Source organism: Enterobacter cloacae complex sp. GYL001 (assembly GCF_049237125.1).
Classification (GTDB): Bacteria; Pseudomonadota; Gammaproteobacteria; order Enterobacterales; family Enterobacteriaceae; genus Enterobacter; species Enterobacter hormaechei_C.
Map to the genome: position 1 here is coordinate 563819 of NZ_JBMKGW010000001.1, position 20857 is coordinate 584675.

Sequence of the window (20857 nt, forward strand, 5' to 3'; positions counted from 1 at the left end):
GCAGTGATAATGTTGTCGGATTGCCTGAGTTTCCATTAAAATGGATCGGATCGATATAAGCACACAAAGGGGGAAGTGCTTACTTATTATGAAACATAAACCACAAATGATGAAAATGCGTTGGTTGGGTGTAGCAGTGCTGTTGTCACTGTATACCTCATCTGCACTGGCCTTTAACATCGATGATGTCGCAAAACAGGCTAAATCGATGGCGGGCAAGAGCTACGAAGCGCCAAAAAGTAACCTGCCCTCCGTTTTCCGCGACATGAAATACGCGGACTATCAGCAGATCCAGTTCAATCACGATAAAGCGTACTGGAACAATATTAAAACCCCGTTCAAGCTTGAATTTTACCACCAGGGTATGTACTTCGACACGCCGGTTGCCATCAACGAAGTGACGGCGACCGCGGTACGCAAAATCAAGTACAGCCCGGATTATTTCAATTTTGGCGATGTGCAACACGATAAAGACACGGTAAAAGACCTCGGCTTCGCAGGCTTCAAGGTGCTTTATCCGATTAACAGCAAAGATAAAAACGACGAAATCGTCAGCATGCTTGGCGCCAGCTACTTCCGCGTGATTGGCGCGGGGCAGGTGTACGGGCTTTCTGCGCGCGGTCTGGCAATTGATACCGCGCTGCCATCAGGTGAAGAATTTCCACGTTTTCGCGAGTTCTGGATCGAACGTCCAAAACCAACCGACAAACGTCTGACAATTTATGCGCTGCTGGACTCCCCTCGTGCGACAGGCGCTTATCGCTTCGTGATCATGCCAGGGCGTGACACGGTGGTTGACGTACAGTCTAAAGTTTACCTGCGCGATAAAGTGGGCAAACTGGGCGTCGCGCCGCTGACCAGCATGTTCCTGTTCGGGCCGAACCAGCCGTCTCCGGCGACCAACTTCCGTCCTGAACTGCATGATTCCAATGGCTTCTCCATTCATGCGGGTAACGGCGAGTGGATCTGGCGTCCGCTGAACAACCCGAAACACCTCGCCGTCAGCAGCTTTGCGATGGAAAACCCGCAGGGCTTTGGTCTGCTGCAACGTGGCCGTCAGTTCTCCCGCTTTGAAGATCTGGATGACCGCTACGATCTGCGTCCAAGCGCCTGGGTTACGCCGAAAGGCGACTGGGGTAAAGGCAAGGTTGAGCTGGTTGAAATTCCAACTAACGATGAAACCAACGATAACATTGTGGCGTACTGGACACCGGATCAGCTGCCGGAAGCCGGTAAAGAGATGAACTTCAAGTATGCGATCACCTTCAGCCGTGACGAAGACAAACTGCACGCACCGGATAACGCGTATGTAATGCAGACGCGTCGTTCGACGGGTGACGTGAAGCAGTCCAACCTGATTCGTCAGCCGGATGGCACGCTGGCATTTATCGTGGACTTCACCGGGCAGGATATGAAAAAACTGGCCCCGGATACTGCCGTGACGGCACAGGCCAGCATTGGCGATAACGGTGAAATCGTTGAGAACGCCGTGCGTTACAACCCGGTCACCAAAGGGTGGCGTTTGACCCTGCGCGTGAAGGTGAAAGATCCGAAACAGACCACTGAAATGCGCGCCGCGCTGGTCAGTAACGATAAGCCGCTGAGTGAAACCTGGAGCTATCAGCTACCTGCCAATGAATAATACATCTGAATATATTGATGCCATGCCGCTGACGGACATTGAAAAAGCGGCACTCCCTGCGAGCGACATCCGCGCGGTTCACACCGCGCTGGATGGTGAACATCGTCACTTTTCCCGTGATGATGATACGCCGCTGGGGTCAGTGAAGGCACGTCTGGAGCAGGCATGGCCGGACTCGCTGGCAGAAGGGCAGCTAATCAAGGATGACGAAGGGCGTGACCAGCTACAGGCGATGCCGAAGGCCACGCGTTCCTCCATGTTCCCCGATCCGTGGCGCACCAACCCGGTGGGCCGCTTCTGGGATCGCCTGCGTGGGCGTGACGTGACGCCGCGCTATCTGTCACGTCTGACCAAAGAACAGCAGGCATCCGAGCAGAAATGGCGTACCGTGGGAACGATTCGTCGTTACATTCTGCTGCTGCTGACGCTGGCGCAGACGGTTGTCGCCACCTGGTACATGAAAACCATTCTGCCGTACCAGGGCTGGGCGTTGATTAACCCTGCTGACATGATTGGCCAGGATATCTGGGTCTCCTTCATGCAGCTGCTGCCGTATATTTTACAGAGCGGCATTCTTCTGCTGTTCGCGGTGCTGTTCTGTTGGGTCTCCGCCGGGTTCTGGACGGCGCTGATGGGCTTCCTGCAACTGCTGATGGGGCGTGACAAATACAGCATTTCCGCGTCGACGGTCGGGGATGAGCCCCTCAATCCTGAGCATCGTACCGCGCTGATCATGCCTATCTGTAACGAAGACGTTGACCGCGTATTCGCCGGGCTGCGTGCTACCTGGGAGTCCGTGAAGGCGACCGGTAACGCGGCGCATTTCGACGTCTATATCCTGAGCGACAGCTACAATCCGGATATCTGCGTGGCGGAGCAAAAAGCCTGGATGGAACTGATTGCCGAGGTGCAGGGCGAAGGGCAGATCTTCTACCGTCGTCGTCGTCGTCGTGTTAAGCGTAAGAGCGGAAACATTGATGACTTCTGTCGTCGCTGGGGTAACCAGTACAGCTACATGGTGGTACTGGATGCAGACTCCGTGATGAGCGGCGACTGCCTGAGCGGGCTGGTCCGTCTGATGGAAGCCAACCCGAACGCGGGAATTATTCAGTCCTCGCCAAAAGCGTCCGGTATGGACACGCTGTATGCGCGCTGCCAGCAGTTTGCGACCCGCGTCTACGGGCCGCTGTTTACTGCCGGTCTGCACTTCTGGCAGCTGGGTGAATCCCACTACTGGGGCCACAACGCCATTATCCGCGTGAAGCCATTCATCGAGCACTGCGCCCTGGCGCCGCTGCCGGGTGAAGGGTCGTTTGCCGGGTCCATTCTGTCGCATGACTTTGTGGAAGCCGCGCTGATGCGTCGTGCAGGGTGGGGAGTCTGGATTGCCTACGATCTGCCTGGCTCGTATGAAGAGCTGCCGCCGAACCTGCTGGATGAGCTCAAACGCGACCGCCGCTGGTGTCACGGTAACCTGATGAACTTCCGCCTGTTCCTGGTGAAAGGGATGCACCCTGTTCACCGTGCGGTGTTCCTGACGGGCGTTATGTCCTATCTGTCTGCGCCGCTGTGGTTTATGTTCCTGGCGCTCTCAACCGCGTTGCAGGTTGTGCATGCCCTGACGGAGCCGCAGTACTTCCTGCAACCGCGCCAGCTGTTCCCGGTGTGGCCGCAGTGGCGTCCGGAGCTTGCGATCGCGCTGTTCGCGTCGACCATGGTGCTGCTGTTCCTGCCTAAGCTGCTCAGTATCATTCTGATCTGGTGCAAAGGTTCGAAGGAGTACGGTGGTTTCTGCCGCGTGACCCTTTCACTGCTGCTGGAAGTGCTGTTCTCGGTCCTGCTGGCGCCGGTGCGTATGCTGTTCCATACGGTGTTTGTGGTGAGCGCGTTTCTGGGATGGGAAGTGGTGTGGAATTCACCGCAGCGTGACGATGACTCTACGCCGTGGAGTGAAGCCTTTATGCGCCACGGCTCTCAGCTGCTGCTGGGCCTGGTGTGGGCCGTTGGTATGGCCTGGCTGGATCTGCGTTTCCTGTTCTGGCTGGCGCCAATCGTCTTCTCGCTGATCCTGTCGCCGTTTGTGTCGGTGATCTCCAGCCGTTCCACGGTGGGCCTGCGTACCAAACGCTGGAAGCTGTTCCTGATCCCGGAAGAGTATTCTCCGCCGCAGGTGCTGGTGGATACCGATACCTATCTGGAGCAGAACCGCAAACGCACGCTGGATGATGGCTTTATGCATGCCGTGTTTAACCCGTCATTCAACGCGCTGGCAACCGCGATGGCGACGGCGCGTCACCGCGCCAGCCAGGTGCTGGAGATCGCCCGCGATCGCCACGTTGAGCAGGCGCTGAACGAGACGCCAGAAAAGCTTAACCGCGACCGTCGTCTGGTGTTGTTGAGCGATCCGGTGACGATGGCACGGCTTCACTACCGCGTGTGGTCCTCTCCGGAGAGATACTCTTCGTGGGTGAACTACTACAAGGACGTGAAGCTCAATCCGCTGGCCCTGAAGGCGAAGTAAGTTGTTAAGTAGGGCGGGTAAGCGAAGCGCCACCCGCCAAATAAAATACCGGCTTAATCGCCGGTATTTTTTTAGAGGTCAGAAATGAAAGTAATCATTGTCGTCATGATGGCATGCCTGCTCAGCGGCTGCGGCAGCATCATCAGCCGCACCATCCCCGGGCAGGGCCACGGGAATCAGTACTACCCCGGCGTACAGTGGGATGTCCGTGATTCCGCATGGCGCTATCTCACCGTACTCGATCTGCCGTTTTCGCTGATTTTCGACACGCTACTGCTGCCCATCGATGCCAGCCACGGCCCCTACGAGTAGCGGTGACTTATCGCTCGTCCCATTCGTCCGCTGCGGCCTGACCCTCTTCGGTATCCAGCGGCGGTTCGAGCTGAAACTCACCTTCGTCCCATTCGTGCAGCGTATTTTCTTCCAGCCACTCCTGACGTAACTCAATTTCGTCATAGTCGCCGTCGAATACCGCCTGTGCACCTTCACCACTGAGTATCGGCAGACATTCACCGTCTTCACCTTCATCAGCAAAGAATTCGGCCTGCCACATAATATCGCCGTCCTGTAGGACGTATTTTTGGATATTGAGTTGTTGCACGTCAGCATCTTCTTCCTCAATGCCGGGATTATCGGCGAGGAACTCTTCGCGAGCGGCATCAATTGCTTCTTCCAGCGTGGCGTACATGGTCATTGGTGTCTCCCTGTTTTTCGTGAAGGTATTCAGGGAAAGAATAGCTGATTATGTGATTTTGCAAGTATGAATGCGAAAATTAGCCGTCACGATGTTGTCTTATTCGCGCCGGGCGTAGCGCCCGGGATAAGCTGAGCCACGAATAAACGGCGTTGAACAGCACGACGCCTGCCGTCACGATAAAGACCGCCCGGAAACCGAAGCTGGCCGAAATCCCCGCGCCGACCAGCGGTCCGGTGACGTTACCCAGATCGCGAAACGACTGGTTATAACTGAAAATACGACCGGCTATCTGGTTGGTGGAGTTATAGACCAGCAGCGTCTGTACAGCCGGGAGTAGCGCACCATCCGCAGCCCCCAGCAGGAAGCGCAGGACGCCGAGCTGCCACGGAGACTGCACCAACGCCATGGGGATCAGCAGCAGGACGGAGACGATCAGGGCGCAGATCAGGATCTTTTCCGGGCCGATACGGTCTCCCAGCTTGCCGAGCCTCGGCGCGCTCAGTAGCGCCGCCATGCCGGGAACAGAGGCGATTAGGCCGCTGATAAAGGCGATATTGCTGACGTTTCCCGCCAGGTCGCGTACGTAGAGCGTCAGTATAGGCGCGATTGAACCGGTGGCCACCTGGATAATCATGGTGGTTACAAACAGGCTCAGCACCAGCTTTGGGTTTTTCAGCGAGGCCAGCACATCCCGGGCGTGCAGCATCTCTTTTTTGGCCACGGGCGTGAAATTCTCGCGGATACAGATAAGCGTCACCAGGAAGCAGAGGAACAGCACGCTGGCGGTAATGAAGAATACCGGCCGCAGTCCGTAGTGGTCGGCCAGCAGCCCGCCCGCCAGTGGGCCCAGCAGTGCGCCGCTTACGCCGCCAGTGGATAGCGTGCCCAACGCCCAGCCGCTTTTCTGGCGCGGGATTTGGGTGGCGATCAGGGCGTTGGCGTTAGGGATAAATCCCCCGAGCAGGCCCAGAAGCGCGCGTAGTATCAGGAACTGCCAGACATTCTGTGCCACCCCCATCAGCAGCATAATGATCGCCATGCCGAGCGCGGAGCGCAGCAGCATAATTTTGCGGCCTTTGCGATCCGCCAGCCCACCCCAGAAAGGCGACGCAATGGCGGAGAACAGGAACGTAATGCTGAACACCAGGCCGGACCACATATTCAGGGCGCTATGTCCGGTGACGCCGAGCTGTTCAACGTAGAGGGGCAGGAAGGGCATCACCAGGCTAAAGGCGGCGCCAGTAAGAAAACAACCCAGCCACGCAACCGTCAGGTTACGTTTCCAGTTTATGGGAGCATCTGTGGGGGACATAACTATCCGCATAATGAGGTGCAGGGCACCGTGAACAGTGAGGTAATAAGCCTGCTAATTATGCGCCCGGGGTATGATTGCCGCAATGACGGGGAGCTTTTAAAGCTAAAACAACATGCGGCCCGGAAGGCCGCACGCAGGTTAATACCGGGAAGGGACGCCCTGAGGCCGAGTTTTAAAGCGGCGATGCAGCCACATGTACTGCTCCGGCGCGAGCATAATGCATTTCTCGACAACGCCGTTCATCCAGCGCGCGGTGGTTTCTGCATCAATCAGCGGTGGCGCGAGTTCCGGCTCCAGCATGATGAGCTGATAGCCTGAACCGTCTGGTTTACGGCGCGGCACAAACGGCACGATAGCCGCTTTGGACATCCGCGCCAGCATCCAGGTCCCGGTGGTCGTCGCTGCATCTTCCACCGCAAAGAACGGGACAAACACGCTGGATTGCGGGCCATAGTCATGATCCGGGGCATACCAGACCACTTCACCTGATTTCAGGGCGCGGATCATCCCTTTCAGGTCTTTGCGATCGATCATGCTTTTATTGGAGCGCATGCGTCCGTTGGTCTGGATCAAATCGATCACCGGATTATCGTTAGGACGATAAACGCCTATACCCGGCGCCTGCATGCCGAACATGCGCGCGCCAATTTCGAGCGTCAGGAAATGAACGCCAATCAGCAGGACGCCAGTCTGGTTGGCCTGAAGAGTATGCACCGGCTCCATGCCGGTCCCGGCCACTTCCGTCCAGCGCGCCATGCGTTTATCCGACCAGAACCAGGCCATACCGGTCTCCATCAGCCCCATGCCGACAGATTCGAAGTTTTTAACCACCATGTCGTGGCGCTCAGATTCACTCATCTGAGGAAAACAAAGCTCAAGGTTACGATACGCGATCCTGGCGCGACGCTTCATAAACTGCTGAGCAATGCGGCCCAGTCCTTTACCCATGCGGAAAATGACGGGATAAGGCAGCTGTACAATTAGCCACAACAAGCCAATGCCTGACCATGTTAACCAATAGCGGGGATGCAAAAGCGCGGCAGTAAATTTCGGTAACTGGGTCATGTCTGTCCTGTGTTCTAACGTCCTGAAAGGATATTGTCTCATTTTTTAAGGCATAGCCAAAATGTCTGTCATCGAAACATGAAAGAATATGCAAATGTTAAGTCTGATTAATCAGGTTGACTGAAATGTAGCGTAAATTGTGAGGATGTAAATTGTCTTTGTTTGCTATATCATGCCGACCGATTTTTAATTCTCAACGATTGCAGGACTTGTACACCATGCCAGTGTTACACAACCGCGTTTCGAATGAGATGTTGAAAGCGCGTATGTTGGCCGAAACCGAACCGCGCACAACGATCTCTTTCTATAAGTATTTCACCATTGATGATCCCCAGGCGACCCGCGATGCGCTTTACCAGGCTTTTACCGCCCTGAACGTGTTTGGTCGCGTCTATCTGGCGCGTGAGGGGATTAACGCGCAGATCAGCGTGCCGGAAAGCAAGGTCAGCGCCTTCCGCGACCTCCTTTACGGGTTTGATCCGGCGCTTAACGGCTTACGCCTGAACATTGCGCTGGATGATGACGGTAAATCATTCTGGGTGCTGCGCATGAAGGTGCGCGAGCGTATTGTGGCGGATGGCATTGACGATCCGAGCTTCAATGCCGCTAATGTGGGAGAGTACCTGAAGGCCGCTGAAGTGAACGCGATGCTCGACGATCCGGATGCGGTGTTCATTGATATGCGTAACCACTACGAATATGAAGTGGGGCACTTCGAGAATGCGATGGAAATTCCTGCCGACACCTTCCGCGAGCAACTGCCAAAAGCCGTTGAGATGATGCAGGAGCATAAAGACAAAAAGATCGTTATGTACTGCACCGGGGGGATCCGCTGTGAAAAAGCCAGCGCCTGGATGAAGCACAACGGGTTTAATAAAGTCTGGCACATTGAGGGTGGGATCATTGAGTATGCCCGTCGCGCCCGTGAGCAGGGTTTACCGGTGCGTTTTATCGGTAAGAACTTTGTGTTTGACGAGCGTATGGGCGAGCGAATTTCAGAGGACGTGATCGCGCACTGCCACCAGTGCGGTACGCCGTGCGATACGCATACCAACTGCAAAAACGACGGATGTCATCTGCTGTTTATTCAGTGCCCTGCATGTGCCGAGAAGTTTAATGGCTGCTGTAGCGAGCTGTGCAGTGAAGAGAGTATCTTGCCTGAAGAAGAGCAACGTCGTCGCCGTGCCGGACGCGAGAACGGGAATAAGATCTTTAATAAATCCCGGGGCCGACTGAATACCAAACTGGGTATTCCGGACCCGGAGTAAAACACTGCCCGGCGGCGCGAAAGCCTGCCGGGCCTGTTTTATGACTTCTGCTGAACGCCTTCCACCGAAATAATCAACTCAACATCCTGCGATGCCGGGCCTAAATCCGTGGTGATATTAAAATCTTTCAGATGAATTTTGCCTGCGGCTTCAAAGCCAGCACGTTTGCCACCCCACGGATCGTCGCCCTGTCCAATTAATTTGGCATCCAGTGTGACCGGTTTTGTTACGCCGTTCAGCGTCAGATTACCGGTAATAGCGAGCTTATCACCGTCTTTCTTCACCTCTGTCGACGCGAAAGTAGCTTGCGGGAATTTGCCCACGTTCAGAAATTCAGCGCTGCGCAGATGTTTATCACGCTCGGCGTGATTAGTGTCGACGCTGTTGGTATTAATGGTGACGTTCACTTTATCGGCAGCAGGGTTTTTCTCGTCGAAAGTAAATGTGCCATCGAAATCATTGAATGTGCCATATAACCAGCTGTAACCCAGATGCTGAATACGGAAATTGACAAAGGCATGCTGGCCCTCCTTATCAATTTTATAGTCAGCGGCAATGGCCGAACCGGTGGTAAATAGCAGCGAACCTAATGCGATACCCAACAGGCGTTTTTTCATTTTATGCTCCAGAGTCAACTGACGAACGGCCAAGCATGCGCTTCAGCGTATCGTCTTTATCAATAAAGTGATGTTTCAGGGCCGCAAGGCCATGCAGGACAGACAGGATCACCACGCTCCATGCCAGCCACAGATGAACCACACCTGCGGTGTCAGCCTGTGAACCGGCGTCAGCCAGCGTGGCTGGGACGTCAAAAAGCCCAAACACGCTGATCGGTTTACCGTCTGCGGTCGAAATGAGATAGCCGCTGATCAGAATGGCGAACAGCAGGGCATAGAGTGCGATATGTGCGCCAACAGCGCTTATGCGGGTAAGGCGGCCATGGCTTTTGGGCGCTGGAGGGGGCGGAGAGATATGTCGCCAGATCACGCGAAAAACCAGACCCATCATCAGCAGAACCCCAATGCTTTTGTGCAATTCGGGGGCCTGATGATACCAACCGTCATAATAGCTTAATGTCACCATCCAGAGGCCGAGACCAAACATGGCATAGACGGCAAGTGCAAATAGCCAGTGTAAACACATGGATATTATTCCGTAGCGACGGGAGGAGTTACGCCATTGCATATGAATTTCCGTTCTCAAATGACTGAGCAATAAAAATGGACGGGTTAAATAAATAATGCAACTGAAAAAAATGAATAATGTTTTTTATTTAATTTATTTCAGCGAATTTGAATGTGTTTCCGCAATGTATTTCAATCGCTTCGTTCAATAAATTTGAGGTGACGTTTTTTAAAAAATATAAGTTAAATAAATTTAAAGGAGTGTCAATAAACGTCAGCAAGAACTTTCAGAAGAATACAATATAGATAACGTCAATGATCGCCAGCAGCGACCAAAGAACAATGTAGAGCATGAAATGCTCGCGGATGTTATTGATAAGGTAATTCACCAGTCTGCGCATCATGCCCCTCTCGCTAAACAGGCCCCGGTTATTCGGAGCCTGTAGAGGTATTATCGGTTAAAGCGCGAGAGCGCGAAGGGCTTGAGATCAAACGAAGGTGTGATCCCCTGCGCAAACTGGGCGGCGATTTCACCTAACACAGAGGCAAATTTAAACCCGTGACCGCTGAGCCCGGTTACGAGCAGGGTGTTATCGTGTCCCGGCAGGGTGTCGATGATAAAGTCTTCATCCGGGGTGTTGTCGTAGGTGCACGCTGCGCCGTAAAGCAACCCGCCTACGCCCGGCAGGATATTACGCAGGAATGTGAAGGCTTCGGAACCATCCTGCGGATAAGCACCGTAAGGCTTGCGTTCTTCCGCAGAGGAAATTACCTGCCCGCCGTTATGTTTGCCAATCTTGAGCGCGTCTTTTTCCGAGGGGAAACCGTAGAACTGGTCGCCATTGGGTAACTCGCCTGTAAACGCCGGGAATTTGTTCTGGCTGCTGTAACGCCCGTCAGACTGGAACCAGGAGAAGACTTTTCGCACCGGCTGGATGGGTAGGTCCGGCAGCAGTTTCGTCACCCACGTTCCCGCACTCACCAGCAGACGCGTGGCGGTATATTCACCTTCAGAGGTGGTGACGGTTGAACCCTCTGCATGGTGGGTGATGCCCGTGACCGGACAGTTGAACAACTGTGCGCAGCCCGCTTTGGCGGCGAGATCAATCCAGGTCTTAATGGCCGTTTCGCTGTGCAGTACCCCGGAATTGGCTTCAAACAATCCAATGTAGTCTTCAGGAACAGAAATTTCCGGCCAGCGCGCCATGATGCCGTTTGCATCCAGACGCTCGACGTCCAGGCGGTAGGCTTTCGCGCTCTCCTCGACGGTCGCCAGAAACGTGGAGCTGGCTGGCCCCAGGTTAACGACCCCGGTGCGCTCAAAAATGCGATCTTCGGTGAGTGAGGCCAGCTCATCCCACAGCGTCTGAGCCCGAAGCACCAGCGGTACATAACGTTCACCTTCACCGTAAGCGTGACGGATCAGACGGGTATCGCCGTGATGGCTTCCTTCAGAGTGGGGGGGAAGGTGGGCGTCAATCATCAGCACTTTCAGACCCGCCTGCGTGGCGTAATAACCGGCGGCAGATCCTACGGAGCCGCTTCCGATAATGATTAAATCGTATTTCATAGGCTTCTCTTTACTAACGCTTTGTTAGCAGAGTAATTAACTAAGTGGGCTTATACAAGAGCGAAATAAATAAGGCACCGCGAGGGTGCCTGTTGAGTGAAAAGGGGCATAAGGTCAATGCCGTTTATACTCATTTTCCTGATAGTCGCCAGATTCTATTTTTGCGATGCCTGCTTCTAAAATAGAGATAAACTGACGGGCGACGTCTGTTGTAAGCCACAGCGTCTGTCCAACTTCCGCTTCGTCACGGTTTTGCTGATTTGGGGTCTGGTAGTGCAAACGCAGCATCAGCGCATCGTAGCTGTCTACGGTGCTGATATCCCAGCCAACAAGCGGATGGGTCTGGATGACTTCACTATTCTTTTCCATTATAACCCCCTTAATGCGTGTTAGAAGACAACGACTTTGAGGTTCAATGCATGTTTTTCTGAAAGCAATTTCAGTATATCAATTAATAAGGGTTCAGAAGGAAAAAATAAACGGGTAGCAACACATTTTTCTGCTTTTTAGGATTGTTCGAACAATAAAACGCCATCTTGTTCACGATTTTCTAAGAAGATGCTGAAATATTTTGAACTTTCAGGAGACGAAACGAAAAAAAGCCGGGGCGACCCGGCAAAAAAACACAATGAGGGAGCAAATTTTAATCAGTGATGAACCAGTCGTCGGCGCTTTCCCATGTTTCCTGCAAAATTTCGCTGATGCGTTCTTTGTCTTCCTTCGCGCCGCCGATGACGGAAAGATGGTTTGCTGTCGCATAACGTACCGTTACGGCGCCATCGTTTTCAGGAAAAGTGCTGCTAATACGTCGGGATAGTTCACCCGCCAGAGCGTCGAGTGCGCCAGCAGGCAGGACGGTGGATTTGGCAATGGTGACTTCGATACGCATAAATGCCCCCCTGTGTAATATACTGTTTATTTATACAGTTATATTGTCGCTTTGACAACAGGGGGCGCGATTTTTTTAGCGTTTTACCGTCCAGTTTACGGTTTCACCGGCCAGGAAGGGGATCAGCGTATCGTCGGTGAGCGCAATCGACGCTCCAACCTGGCTTTCTTTGCGCTCCAGCTCAATGAACGTGTCATTAACCGGCAGACCGTAGAAACGCGGGCCGTTAAGGGAGCAGAAGGCTTCGAAATGGTCTAACGCATTCATCTCTTCAAACACGGTTGCGTAACTTGCCAGGGCGGTCGGGGCGTTAAAACAGCCTGCACAGCCGCAGCTCGCCTCTTTACGGTGACGGGCATGCGGGGCGGAATCCGTGCCGAGGAACGCGCGCGGGAAGCCGCTGGCGACCAGCTCACGTAGCGCCTGCTGGTGGATGTTGCGCTTGAGGATCGGCAGACAATACAGATGTGGGCGAACGCCGCCCACCAGCATGTGGTTACGGTTAAACATCAGGTGCTGCGGGGTGATGGTGGCGGCAATCAGCTCGTTTCCATCCCGGACATACTCTGCGGCATCTTTAGTCGTAATGTGTTCAAACACCACTTTCAGCCCCGGAAGACGCTGGCGCAGCGGCTCCATGACCGTTTCGATAAAACGTGCTTCGCGATCGAAAATATCAATGTCAGCGTGGGTCACTTCCCCGTGCACCAGCAGCGGCATGCCCAGTTTTTGCATACGCTCCAGAACAGGCATGATGGCATCAATACTGGTCACCCCATGGCTGGAGTTGGTGGTGGCATTCGCCGGGTAGAGCTTCGCGGCGGTGAATACACCTTCGTTAAACCCGCGCTCAACTTCATTCGGATCCAGCGAGTCCGTCAGGTAGCAGGTCATCAATGGGGTAAAATCGTGTCCGGCCGGAACGGCGTCAAGGATACGCTGGCGATAGGCAATCGCGGCCTCGACGGTAGTGACTGGCGGAACCAGGTTAGGCATAACAATCGCACGGCCATAAATTTCGCTGGTATACGGCACGACGGTTTTCAGCATGTCGCCATCACGAAGATGGATATGCCAGTCGTCTGGGCGGCGGATTTTGAGAACCTGGGATTGTACAGTCATGGAAGCTCCGGCTTGAAAGAGATCAGTCATAAGAGGGCTGTTTTTGCCGGACACAAATCATAAGCGGAAACGTTTTCGTTTGCACACTATTCCGTTAAAAAAAACGGGCGCCTGAGCGCCCGGAGTGTTTAGTCGGTGAAAGGGATGATGATTTCACCCGGTTTCACCTCTATCCCTTTGGCATATTTTTTCGCCAGAGATTCGCCTTTGCTCTTGTCTTCGCTCAGAACATAGGCAGGCTGTTGGTTAAAGTAGTTCTGCAACGACTGGTTGAGATACGGCATCAGCGTTTGCAGCACCGGTTTCATTTTTTCCGGCGTCACAACCGCATCGACGATTTCCATCTCTTGCAGGAAAATGGCCCCTTTCTCTTTATTGAAGACCGGCAGCGCCTTGAGCTTCAGCTTGATATCCGCTTTCTGATTGCCGAAGAGCGAGGTCATATCGAGGCTGGCATCGCCGGAAAGGGTGACTTTGTTAGGCTCCTCGCGCCCAATCTGGCTGGCGAGATTCGTCAGGACGATATGCGCATCCGCAAGGCCGGGCACGCCGATATCTTTTGAAAAGTTATTATGTTTTTCAAGCGCCTGATTAATTTCCTGCTCACTGACGGTGTACTGCGTAAGCTGGTTACATCCCACCAGCAGACCACTGACAATTAACGCAGCGGCAATAACGATCTTTTTCATGGCGTTCCTCAACATAAAATCGGCGCATCTGTCCTGATACGCCAGTATGTCAGGGTGATCCAACAGAAACCAGCAGAATAAACTGATAATGAAAGGGGTCAGGCGCCAGGCTCCAGCATCCCGCGGGTGCTGCGTTTATCACTGAACTGCCACCAGAGGGCAATCAGCGTCATAAAGCCGACCATGCCGAGCATGACCCACGGCAGCTCCGGCTGATGGAGCGCTTTTCCGGCATCAAACAGCCAGCCACCACCGGTGTAACCCAGTGCGCCGCCAAGCGCCAGCCCGAGACGGCTGAAGCCCATGTAGCTGCCTCGGGCCCGGGCGTCGGCAAGTGACGCGCTCAGCGTTTCACGGGCTGGCTCGGCAATGATTGAGCCAATATAGAAGGTGCAGATGAGCATAAACAGTTGCTGAAGCGAACTCACCAGGCCGATGGGCATCATGCTCAGCGTCATCAGCAACAGCCCGGCCATCAGACGGTGCTCAAGTCGGAAACGGCGCTCGCTCCAGCGGGCAATCGGATAGAGCAGCGTCAGAGAGAGGCAGGCCTCAATGGCATACATCCATTTCACCGCTGCCGGCGTGCCGGCAATATCGTTAACCATAATGGGCAGCATCAGCATGACCTGCACGGCGAGCATGTAGTAGCCAGTCAGGGTTAACACATAGGTGACGAAGCGTTTATCGCTTAGCACACGGTCGAGCCCTTCCCGCACAGGTGCTTTCACCGTTGACAGCTTCCACGCGGGCAGAAACAGACCGTTAAACAGCGCGCAGAGAATAAACAACACCGCGCCGGTGGCGCAGACCAGGCGGAAATCGTATTGCAGCAGCCAGCTTCCCAGCAGGGCGCCCACCACCGCGCCAGCGCTGTCCTGCATCATCAAAATCGAAAAGAAGCGCCCCCGGTGTTGCGGACGGATAAGCTTAACCACCAGCGCGGTACGCGGTGGGTCGAAAAGGGTGCCGCCAATCCCGGAAAGGAAACAGGAGAACCACAGCAGCCAGGGTTCATGAGCGATTGCCATGGTGGCGAATCCCGCCGCACGTAACAGCATGCCGGTGACGATCATCGGTTTCGCGCCGAAGCGGTCGGCTATTGCGCCGCCAAACACGCCCAGACCCTGTTGTACAAACTGGCGTAGACCCAGCGCGATCCCGACCATCAATGCCGCCCAGCCCATTTGATCGACAAAACGAATCGATATAAGCGGAAAAACGACAAAAAAGCCGAGCACGACCAGCATGTTATCGACGAGCAGGAAATATTTACCCAGGCTCCTGGCCTGTGATACGCGGGACATTTTCCCTCCAGGGAAAATAAAAGGTGAGCACGCTAACATTCTGCGGTGTCGCCGGGCTTTTTCCCATACCCGCTGGCGACAATATTTTTTTATCAAAAAGGTGCTTTGATAGAGAGTTCTCATCGAAAAATGTGAAAAGCGATCAAAATGGTATGTCACTGTTTTCACAGAAGGCACAGGCGCAGGTATAGTAAAGCTAACAGGCAGAGCAGAAGCGACGGGAAGGAGTGGTAACGATGTTTGGCTATCGCAGTAATGTGCCAAAAGTGCGTCTGACGACGGACAGGCTGGTCGTTCGTCTGGTGCATGAGCGTGATGCCTGGCGTCTGGCGGATTATTACGCCGAGAATCGCCAGTTTTTAAAACCCTGGGAACCCGTTCGGGACGAGAGCCACTGCTACCCCTCTGGCTGGCAGGCGCGCCTCAGTATGATTGCGGAATTTCATAAACAGGGAAGTGCGTTTTATTTCGCGCTTCTCGATCCGGAAGAGAAAGAGATCGTTGGCATTGCCAATTTTTCAAACGTGGTACGCGGGTCGTTTCACGCCTGTTACCTCGGGTATTCCATCGGTCAGAAATGGCAGGGGCAGGGGCTCATGTTTGAGGCGCTGACGGCGGCGATTCGCTACATGCAGCGCACGCAACATATCCATCGCATTATGGCCAACTACATGCCGCACAATAAGCGCAGCGGCGATCTGCTGGCCCGCCTGGGGTTTGAGAAAGAGGGCTATGCCAAAGATTATCTGCTGATTGACGGCGAGTGGCGGGACCATGTGCTCACCGCGCTCACCACCCAGGAGTGGACCGCGGGTCGTTAAGGAGAAAAAATGAAATATCAGTTAAATGGCGCCGAAGCGCGCGTGGTCGGCTGCCTTCTGGAAAAGCAGGTCACCACGCCGGAACAGTATCCTCTGTCCGTGAATGCCGTCACGATGGCCTGCAACCAGAAGACGAACCGTGAGCCGGTGATGAACCTTGGCGAGCACGAGGTGCAGGATATCCTTGATGAGCTGGTGAAGCGCCACTACCTGCGCACCGTCAGCGGCTTCGGTAATCGCGTCACTAAATATGAACAGCGCTTTTGTAATTCCGAATTTGGCGATTTAAAACTCAGCGCCGCAGAAGTGGCAGTGATCACCACGCTGCTGCTGCGCGGAGCGCAGACGCCGGGTGAACTGCGCACACGCGCCTCCCGCATGCATGAGTTTCAGGATATGCAGGACGTTGAACAGACGCTGGAGGGGCTGGCCTCACGCGAGGACGGTCCTTACGTGGTGCGTCTGCCCCGCGAGCCGGGCAAGCGTGAAAGCCGTTACATGCACCTTTTTAGCGGCGACGTTGAGCCCTCTGCGCTGGCCGTAGAATCCGACACGCCAGCATCAAACGACAGCCTGAACGCGCGCGTGGCGGCCCTGGAAGACGAGGTTGCCGGGCTGAAGCAGCGTCTGGATGCGTTACTCGCACATCTGGGAGATTAATCGTGACAACATTACGCATTGGTGTTGTGGGGCTGGGAGGGATCGCGCAAAAAGCCTGGCTGCCCGTTTTAGGCGCCGCGTCCGACTGGACGCTGCAAGGGGCGTGGTCGCCCACCCGCGAGAAAGCAGAGCGCATCTGCAAAACCTGGCGCATCCCTTATGCCGGTTCGCTACAGGATTTAGCCCGTGAATGTGATGCGGTATTTGTGCATACCTCAACCGCGACGCACTACCAGGTGGTGAGCGAGTTGCTGAACGCAGGCGTTCACGTCTGCGTGGATAAACCCCTGGCGGAAAATGTACAGGATGCTGAGCGACTGATTGAGCTGGCCGCGCGTAAAAAGCTGACGCTGATGGTCGGCTTCAACCGCCGTTTTGCGCCGCTCTATCAGCAGCTTAAAGCGCAGTCCGGCTCGTTCGCCTCTCTGCGTATGGATAAGCACCGTACCGACAGCGTGGGGCCTAACGACCTGCGCTTCACGCTGCTGGATGATTATCTCCACGTCGTGGATACGGCCCTGTGGCTGAGTAACGGAAAAGCCCAGCTGCAAAGCGGCACGCTGCTGACCAACGAGCAGGGAGAGATGGTTTACGCCGAACATCATTTTGCCGTTGAGCATTTGCAGGTGACGACCAGCATGCATCGTCGGGCGGGCAGCCAGCGCGAGTCCGTGCAGGCCGTTACGGATGGCGCGCTGTATGACGTCACCGATATGCGAGAGTGGCGGGAAGAGAAGGGCAATGGCGTGGTCGCGTTACCGGTTCCCGGCTGGCAAAGCACCCTGGAGCAGCGTGGCTTTGTGGGCTGCGCGCGTCACTTCATCACCTGCGTGCAGAATCAGACGGTTCCTGAAACGTCCGGGGAGCAGGCTATTCTGGCGCAGCGCATTGTGGAACGACTCTGGCGCGAAGCCATGTCGGAATAACGCGTTGTAACATCTGCCGATAGTAATTCGTTGAAATCCGGTTAGACTAAGCGCCGCTTGTTGGCTTTGCCGGGTGGCGCTAACGCTTGCCCGTCCTGGAAATCCGTAGGGTTGTGGAACTTCACGTTAATGAACTTATTAAAATCGCTGGCGGCCGTCAGCTCGATGACCATGTTTTCCCGCGTGCTTGGCTTTGCGCGCGATGCCATTGTGGCTAGGGTTTTTGGCGCCGGGATGGCGACTGACGCCTTTTTCGTCGCCTTTAAGCTGCCAAACCTGCTGCGCCGTATTTTTGCCGAAGGGGCCTTTTCACAGGCATTTGTTCCGATCCTCGCAGAATATAAAAGCAAACAGGGCGAAGATGCCACCCGCGTCTTTGTGGCCTACGTTTCCGGATTACTGACGCTGGCGCTGGCGATCGTGACCGTCCTGGGGATGCTGGCAGCGCCCTGGGTGATCATTGTGACGGCGCCGGGTTTTGCTGACACAGCGGATAAATTTACCCTGACCACCCAACTGCTGCGTATAACCTTCCCCTATATTCTGCTGATTTCGCTGGCGTCGCTGGTGGGTGCCATCCTGAATACCTGGAACCGCTTCTCCGTTCCGGCCTTTGCCCCCACGTTCCTCAACGTCAGCATGATTGGCTTTGCGCTGTTCGCCGCGCCGCATTTTAACCCACCGGTGCTGGCGCTGGCCTGGGCCGTGACCGTCGGCGGCGTGTTACAGCTTGCTTACCAGCTTCCGCACCTGAAAAAAATCGGCATGCTGGTTCTGCCACGCATTAATTTCAAAGATGCGGGCGCAATGCGCGTTATCAAACAGATGGGACCGGCGATACTCGGTGTGTCCGTTAGCCAAATCTCGCTGATCATCAATACCATCTTCGCCTCTTTCCTGGTGTCGGGCTCGGTGTCCTGGATGTACTACGCCGATCGTTTGATGGAGTTTCCATCCGGGGTGCTGGGCGTGGCGCTGGGGACTATTCTGCTGCCGTCGCTGTCGAAAAGTTTCGCCAGCGGCAACCACGATGAATACTGCCGCCTGATGGACTGGGGCCTGCGTCTCTGTTTTCTGCTGGCGCTGCCAAGCGCGGTGGCGCTGGGGATCCTGGCGAAACCGCTGACGGTGTCGTTGTTCCAGTATGGAAAGTTCACCGCCTTTGATGCCGCCATGACCCAGCGTGCGCTCGTAGCCTACTCGGTGGGGCTGATGGGGCTGATTGTCGTGAAGGTGCTTGCGCCCGGTTTCTATTCACGTCAGGACATCAAAACGCCGGTTAAGATTGCCATTGTGACGCTGATCATGACGCAGCTGATGAACCTGGCGTTTATTGGACCGCTGAAACACGCGGGGCTGTCACTGTCGATTGGTCTGGCGGCCTGTCTGAACGCCGGGCTGCTGTACTGGCAGCTGCGCAAGCAGGATATCTTCACACCGCAGCCGGGCTGGGCAAGCTTCCTGCTGCGTCTGGCGATTGCGGTAGTGGTGATGGCGGCCGCGCTGGTTGGCATGTTGTATGTCATGCCTGAGTGGGCGCAGGGCACCATGCCTTACCGCCTGATGCGTCTGATGGCCGTGGTGGTGGTCGGTGTGGTGGCGTACTTTGCCACGCTGGCGGTGCTTGGCTTCAAAGTGAAAGAGTTCACCCGCCGCACGGTATAAACGCCAAAAGGGGAGTTCACCAGAAGGTGCTCCCCGCTTCATGACGTGCCGCTACTGCGTCAAATCGAAATCTTTTTCCCACCCGTGATACGTGCCGTGGCCGTCTGACCATCCGCACCGTACAGCCCCGGCTCTTTATAGGGCTTTAACACTTCAAGCGCCTGCTGATTACGGATAATCTGTCCTTCCAGCAGCCAGCCGTTATGCTGGTTGAGATCGCGAAGATGCTGGGTTTTTTCTGTAATGGTCTGCCAGCGTTCGTTGATCTCATCATTGGCGCTGCGTTTCGCGTCTTGCTCAGCGCGTCGCTGTTTTTCCAGATAATCCAGGGTCGCCAGCAGCGAGCTTTTATCTTCAGTTATGCGTTGCAACGCGCTGCCGTTGATTTGACCAGAAGAGAGGTGGTGCTGTTCTGCATCCATCACCGTTTTCAGGTCGTTCAGGACCACCGTCATCTGATCCAGTATTTCTGACAGTCGACTCATACGGTTAGTTACTCTGGAGGAAACTCTGTGCGTCCTGAATCAGCGCATCAGCGATTTTGCTGGTATCCATTTTCAGTTCACCGTTACGGATAGCCGTTTTCAGCGCTTCAACACGTTCCATGTTGATATCGCTGCTGCCTGGCTGCATCAGCTTCGACTGGGCATCGCTCAGCGTGACGCTGGTGCTGTTAGCCGTCGACGTTTTTTCCAGACGCGTTTTTTGCGGGGCAGCCTCATTCGTTTCGCGAGGTTGTACAGTGCTAACCGGCTTCAGGGCTGATGTACGATCAATGCTCATAGTGTTGTCCTCATCGAGGGTTCGCGGCGTTTGCGCCTGACATCATCATTTGTTGAATATTTATCGGCAGTCGCCGCGAAATCTTTAAAAAGATTACAGGTTAATCAGAATATTCCCATCAGGACCGACCGTGCCGCTGACCACCTGGCCTGAGGACATTCTGACCCGGGCATTTTGCGCCACTGCGGCATTATTCAGCGCTTTTCCTTCACTGTTGATACTAAAGCCTTCGCCATTGGCGACCACCATCACCTGTTGTCCCGCTTTCACCCGCCACGCCTGGCGCAGCATGGATAGCTGTATCGCCTGTCCAGGAGCGACATCGCGCAGGCTGACCGCCTCCTGAGCCTGGTTGATATCCAGCATCGTCCGCGGTGGAAGCTGATCCAGACGGCCTCGCTTCAGCGTTACGCTGTCAGGTTGCAGCAGGCTGCCCCGGGGAATGGGAACGGCGGCGACAACATAATTGCCCGTCGCCTGAACCGCGACCTGTAAATAGCGTTTTTCGTTGGCGCAACGCGCCAGCACGTTCACGTTGCCCCATAAGCGGGTGCTGCCGGTCACGCTAAATGACGGGGCTTCGCAGGAAGGGTAAAGGTTAGGCGGGGTGCGCACGGTCACGCGTACGTCATCGCTGAAACCGGCCAGCTTCTGCGCAAAGAATGCATTGAGCTGGTCCTCTAACCCCTCAGCCTGCACCAGAGGGCTTAAAAGCAGTAGGGCCGCCGCCAGGCCACGTTTAAAAGTCCGCATCGCACGTTCCACCATGTCCAGAATTTAGCAAATTCTACCC

23 protein-coding genes are annotated in these 20857 nt (G+C 54.9%); 8 read left to right on the forward strand and 15 right to left on the reverse strand.

Going from position 1 to position 20857, the window contains the following annotated elements; all coding sequences use genetic code 11:
• Positions 1-88: 88 nt before the first annotated feature.
• The 3 genes from mdoG (at position 89) to ACOTWU_RS02660 (ending at position 4475) form a co-directional block, all read left to right on the forward strand.
• Positions 89-1642 carry a glucan biosynthesis protein G gene (gene mdoG, locus ACOTWU_RS02650; protein ID WP_220719719.1) on the forward strand — a complete coding sequence of 518 codons (1554 nt, stop codon included), beginning with the start codon at positions 89-91 and terminating at the stop codon, positions 1640-1642.
• Positions 1635-4163: a glucans biosynthesis glucosyltransferase MdoH gene (gene mdoH, locus ACOTWU_RS02655; protein ID WP_003858032.1), complete on the forward strand. Its 2529-nt coding sequence runs from the start codon at positions 1635-1637 to the stop codon at positions 4161-4163. Before mdoG ends, mdoH begins: the two co-directional genes overlap by 8 nt.
• An 84-nt stretch (positions 4164-4247) precedes the next feature.
• Positions 4248-4475 (forward strand): YceK/YidQ family lipoprotein, encoded by a 228-nt coding sequence (locus ACOTWU_RS02660; RefSeq protein ID WP_003858030.1) that lies wholly within the window; start codon positions 4248-4250, stop codon positions 4473-4475.
• Positions 4476-4482: 7 nt separating this feature from the next.
• Here ACOTWU_RS02660 and ACOTWU_RS02665 read toward each other — a convergent pair whose 3' ends face one another.
• From ACOTWU_RS02665 to ACOTWU_RS02675, 3 genes are all read right to left on the reverse strand, one after another.
• Positions 4483-4857, reverse strand: coding sequence for a MysB family protein (locus ACOTWU_RS02665; RefSeq protein ID WP_003858026.1), 375 nt, complete (start codon positions 4855-4857; stop codon positions 4483-4485).
• Positions 4858-4936: 79 nt separating this feature from the next.
• Positions 4937-6172 (reverse strand): multidrug efflux MFS transporter MdtG, encoded by a 1236-nt coding sequence (gene mdtG / locus ACOTWU_RS02670; RefSeq protein ID WP_126498938.1) that lies wholly within the window; start codon positions 6170-6172, stop codon positions 4937-4939.
• A 141-nt stretch (positions 6173-6313) separates the two neighbouring features.
• The gene (locus tag ACOTWU_RS02675) at positions 6314-7240 is read right to left on the reverse strand and encodes a Kdo(2)-lipid IV(A) acyltransferase (RefSeq protein WP_003858019.1); all 927 of its coding nucleotides are present in this window, start codon (positions 7238-7240) and stop codon (positions 6314-6316) included.
• Positions 7241-7458: 218 nt separating this feature from the next.
• On the opposite strand from ACOTWU_RS02675, the gene ACOTWU_RS02680 reads away from it, so the two are divergent.
• The gene (locus ACOTWU_RS02680) at positions 7459-8508 is read left to right on the forward strand and encodes a rhodanese-related sulfurtransferase (RefSeq protein ID WP_015570841.1); all 1050 of its coding nucleotides are present in this window, start codon (positions 7459-7461) and stop codon (positions 8506-8508) included.
• Between the two features lie 38 nt (positions 8509-8546).
• On the opposite strand, the gene ACOTWU_RS02685 is transcribed toward ACOTWU_RS02680, so the two are convergent.
• From ACOTWU_RS02685 to mdtH, 9 genes are all read right to left on the reverse strand, one after another.
• Entirely contained in the window at positions 8547-9125 is a 579-nt protein-coding gene (locus tag ACOTWU_RS02685; protein ID WP_017384744.1) for a YceI family protein, read from the reverse strand.
• A 1-nt stretch (position 9126) separates the two neighbouring features.
• Positions 9127-9693: a cytochrome b gene (locus tag ACOTWU_RS02690; RefSeq protein WP_017384743.1), complete on the reverse strand. Its 567-nt coding sequence runs from the start codon at positions 9691-9693 to the stop codon at positions 9127-9129.
• Positions 9694-9919: 226 nt separating this feature from the next.
• On the reverse strand, positions 9920-10033 hold the full coding sequence (locus tag ACOTWU_RS02695; RefSeq protein WP_003858014.1) for a YceO family protein: 114 nt from the start codon (positions 10031-10033) through the stop codon (positions 9920-9922).
• 50 nt (positions 10034-10083) lie between these two features.
• Positions 10084-11202, reverse strand: a complete 1119-nt coding sequence (gene solA / locus ACOTWU_RS02700) for an N-methyl-L-tryptophan oxidase (RefSeq protein ID WP_017384742.1) — start codon at positions 11200-11202, stop codon at positions 10084-10086.
• Positions 11203-11316: 114 nt separating this feature from the next.
• Positions 11317-11571, reverse strand: a complete 255-nt coding sequence (gene bssS / locus ACOTWU_RS02705) for a biofilm formation regulator BssS (protein WP_015570838.1) — start codon at positions 11569-11571, stop codon at positions 11317-11319.
• A 274-nt stretch (positions 11572-11845) separates the two neighbouring features.
• Positions 11846-12091 carry a DNA damage-inducible protein I gene (gene dinI / locus ACOTWU_RS02710; protein ID WP_017384741.1) on the reverse strand — a complete coding sequence of 82 codons (246 nt, stop codon included), beginning with the start codon at positions 12089-12091 and terminating at the stop codon, positions 11846-11848.
• Positions 12092-12166: 75 nt separating this feature from the next.
• A complete protein-coding gene (gene pyrC / locus ACOTWU_RS02715) occupies positions 12167-13213 on the reverse strand; it encodes a dihydroorotase (RefSeq protein ID WP_126498937.1) in 1047 nt (348 codons plus the stop codon).
• A gap of 128 nt (positions 13214-13341) precedes the next feature.
• Positions 13342-13902 carry a lipoprotein gene (locus ACOTWU_RS02720; RefSeq protein WP_017384739.1) on the reverse strand — a complete coding sequence of 187 codons (561 nt, stop codon included), beginning with the start codon at positions 13900-13902 and terminating at the stop codon, positions 13342-13344.
• A gap of 98 nt (positions 13903-14000) precedes the next feature.
• Complete coding sequence (mdtH, locus tag ACOTWU_RS02725; RefSeq protein ID WP_003858008.1) at positions 14001-15209, reverse strand: multidrug efflux MFS transporter MdtH; 1209 nt, start codon at positions 15207-15209, stop codon at positions 14001-14003.
• Positions 15210-15445: 236 nt separating this feature from the next.
• Here mdtH and rimJ point away from each other — a divergent pair, with 236 nt between their 5' ends.
• From rimJ to murJ, 4 genes are all read left to right on the forward strand, one after another.
• Positions 15446-16030, forward strand: coding sequence for a ribosomal protein S5-alanine N-acetyltransferase (rimJ, locus tag ACOTWU_RS02730; RefSeq protein WP_003858007.1), 585 nt, complete (start codon positions 15446-15448; stop codon positions 16028-16030).
• A gap of 9 nt (positions 16031-16039) precedes the next feature.
• Positions 16040-16690 carry a YceH family protein gene (locus tag ACOTWU_RS02735; protein ID WP_126498936.1) on the forward strand — a complete coding sequence of 217 codons (651 nt, stop codon included), beginning with the start codon at positions 16040-16042 and terminating at the stop codon, positions 16688-16690.
• 2 nt (positions 16691-16692) lie between these two features.
• Positions 16693-17616 (forward strand): Gfo/Idh/MocA family protein, encoded by a 924-nt coding sequence (locus ACOTWU_RS02740; protein ID WP_017384736.1) that lies wholly within the window; start codon positions 16693-16695, stop codon positions 17614-17616.
• A gap of 129 nt (positions 17617-17745) precedes the next feature.
• A complete protein-coding gene (gene murJ, locus ACOTWU_RS02745; RefSeq protein WP_126498935.1) occupies positions 17746-19281 on the forward strand; it encodes a murein biosynthesis integral membrane protein MurJ in 1536 nt (511 codons plus the stop codon).
• Positions 19282-19340: 59 nt separating this feature from the next.
• Here the strand turns inward: murJ and flgN are convergent, their stop codons facing one another.
• The 3 genes from flgN to flgA all read right to left on the reverse strand — a co-directional run bounded on the left by flgN (position 19341) and on the right by flgA (position 20817).
• Positions 19341-19766, reverse strand: coding sequence for a flagella biosynthesis chaperone FlgN (flgN, locus tag ACOTWU_RS02750; RefSeq protein ID WP_003858003.1), 426 nt, complete (start codon positions 19764-19766; stop codon positions 19341-19343).
• Positions 19767-19770: 4 nt separating this feature from the next.
• Complete coding sequence (flgM, locus tag ACOTWU_RS02755; RefSeq protein ID WP_003858002.1) at positions 19771-20064, reverse strand: flagellar biosynthesis anti-sigma factor FlgM; 294 nt, start codon at positions 20062-20064, stop codon at positions 19771-19773.
• A gap of 93 nt (positions 20065-20157) precedes the next feature.
• Positions 20158-20817, reverse strand: coding sequence for a flagellar basal body P-ring formation chaperone FlgA (gene flgA, locus ACOTWU_RS02760; RefSeq protein ID WP_045344268.1), 660 nt, complete (start codon positions 20815-20817; stop codon positions 20158-20160).
• Positions 20818-20857 lie beyond the last annotated feature (40 nt).

Coding starts and splice junctions, on each gene's coding strand:
- mdoG (WP_220719719.1), top strand. CDS start 89: ATGAAACATAAACCACAAATGATGAAAATGCGTTGGTTGGGTGTAGCA.
- mdoH (WP_003858032.1), top strand. CDS start 1,635: ATGAATAATACATCTGAATATATTGATGCCATGCCGCTGACGGACATT.
- ACOTWU_RS02660 (WP_003858030.1), top strand. CDS start 4,248: ATGAAAGTAATCATTGTCGTCATGATGGCATGCCTGCTCAGCGGCTGC.
- ACOTWU_RS02665 (WP_003858026.1), bottom strand. CDS start 4,857: ATGACCATGTACGCCACGCTGGAAGAAGCAATTGATGCCGCTCGCGAA.
- mdtG (WP_126498938.1), bottom strand. CDS start 6,172: ATGTCCCCCACAGATGCTCCCATAAACTGGAAACGTAACCTGACGGTT.
- ACOTWU_RS02675 (WP_003858019.1), bottom strand. CDS start 7,240: ATGACCCAGTTACCGAAATTTACTGCCGCGCTTTTGCATCCCCGCTAT.
- ACOTWU_RS02680 (WP_015570841.1), top strand. CDS start 7,459: ATGCCAGTGTTACACAACCGCGTTTCGAATGAGATGTTGAAAGCGCGT.
- ACOTWU_RS02685 (WP_017384744.1), bottom strand. CDS start 9,125: ATGAAAAAACGCCTGTTGGGTATCGCATTAGGTTCGCTGCTATTTACC.
- ACOTWU_RS02690 (WP_017384743.1), bottom strand. CDS start 9,693: ATGCAATGGCGTAACTCCTCCCGTCGCTACGGAATAATATCCATGTGT.
- ACOTWU_RS02695 (WP_003858014.1), bottom strand. CDS start 10,033: ATGCGCAGACTGGTGAATTACCTTATCAATAACATCCGCGAGCATTTC.
- solA (WP_017384742.1), bottom strand. CDS start 11,202: ATGAAATACGATTTAATCATTATCGGAAGCGGCTCCGTAGGATCTGCC.
- bssS (WP_015570838.1), bottom strand. CDS start 11,571: ATGGAAAAGAATAGTGAAGTCATCCAGACCCATCCGCTTGTTGGCTGG.
- dinI (WP_017384741.1), bottom strand. CDS start 12,091: ATGCGTATCGAAGTCACCATTGCCAAATCCACCGTCCTGCCTGCTGGC.
- pyrC (WP_126498937.1), bottom strand. CDS start 13,213: ATGACTGTACAATCCCAGGTTCTCAAAATCCGCCGCCCAGACGACTGG.
- ACOTWU_RS02720 (WP_017384739.1), bottom strand. CDS start 13,902: ATGAAAAAGATCGTTATTGCCGCTGCGTTAATTGTCAGTGGTCTGCTG.
- mdtH (WP_003858008.1), bottom strand. CDS start 15,209: ATGTCCCGCGTATCACAGGCCAGGAGCCTGGGTAAATATTTCCTGCTC.
- rimJ (WP_003858007.1), top strand. CDS start 15,446: ATGTTTGGCTATCGCAGTAATGTGCCAAAAGTGCGTCTGACGACGGAC.
- ACOTWU_RS02735 (WP_126498936.1), top strand. CDS start 16,040: ATGAAATATCAGTTAAATGGCGCCGAAGCGCGCGTGGTCGGCTGCCTT.
- murJ (WP_126498935.1), top strand. CDS start 17,746: ATGAACTTATTAAAATCGCTGGCGGCCGTCAGCTCGATGACCATGTTT.
- flgN (WP_003858003.1), bottom strand. CDS start 19,766: ATGAGTCGACTGTCAGAAATACTGGATCAGATGACGGTGGTCCTGAAC.
- flgM (WP_003858002.1), bottom strand. CDS start 20,064: ATGAGCATTGATCGTACATCAGCCCTGAAGCCGGTTAGCACTGTACAA.
- flgA (WP_045344268.1), bottom strand. CDS start 20,817: ATGCGGACTTTTAAACGTGGCCTGGCGGCGGCCCTACTGCTTTTAAGC.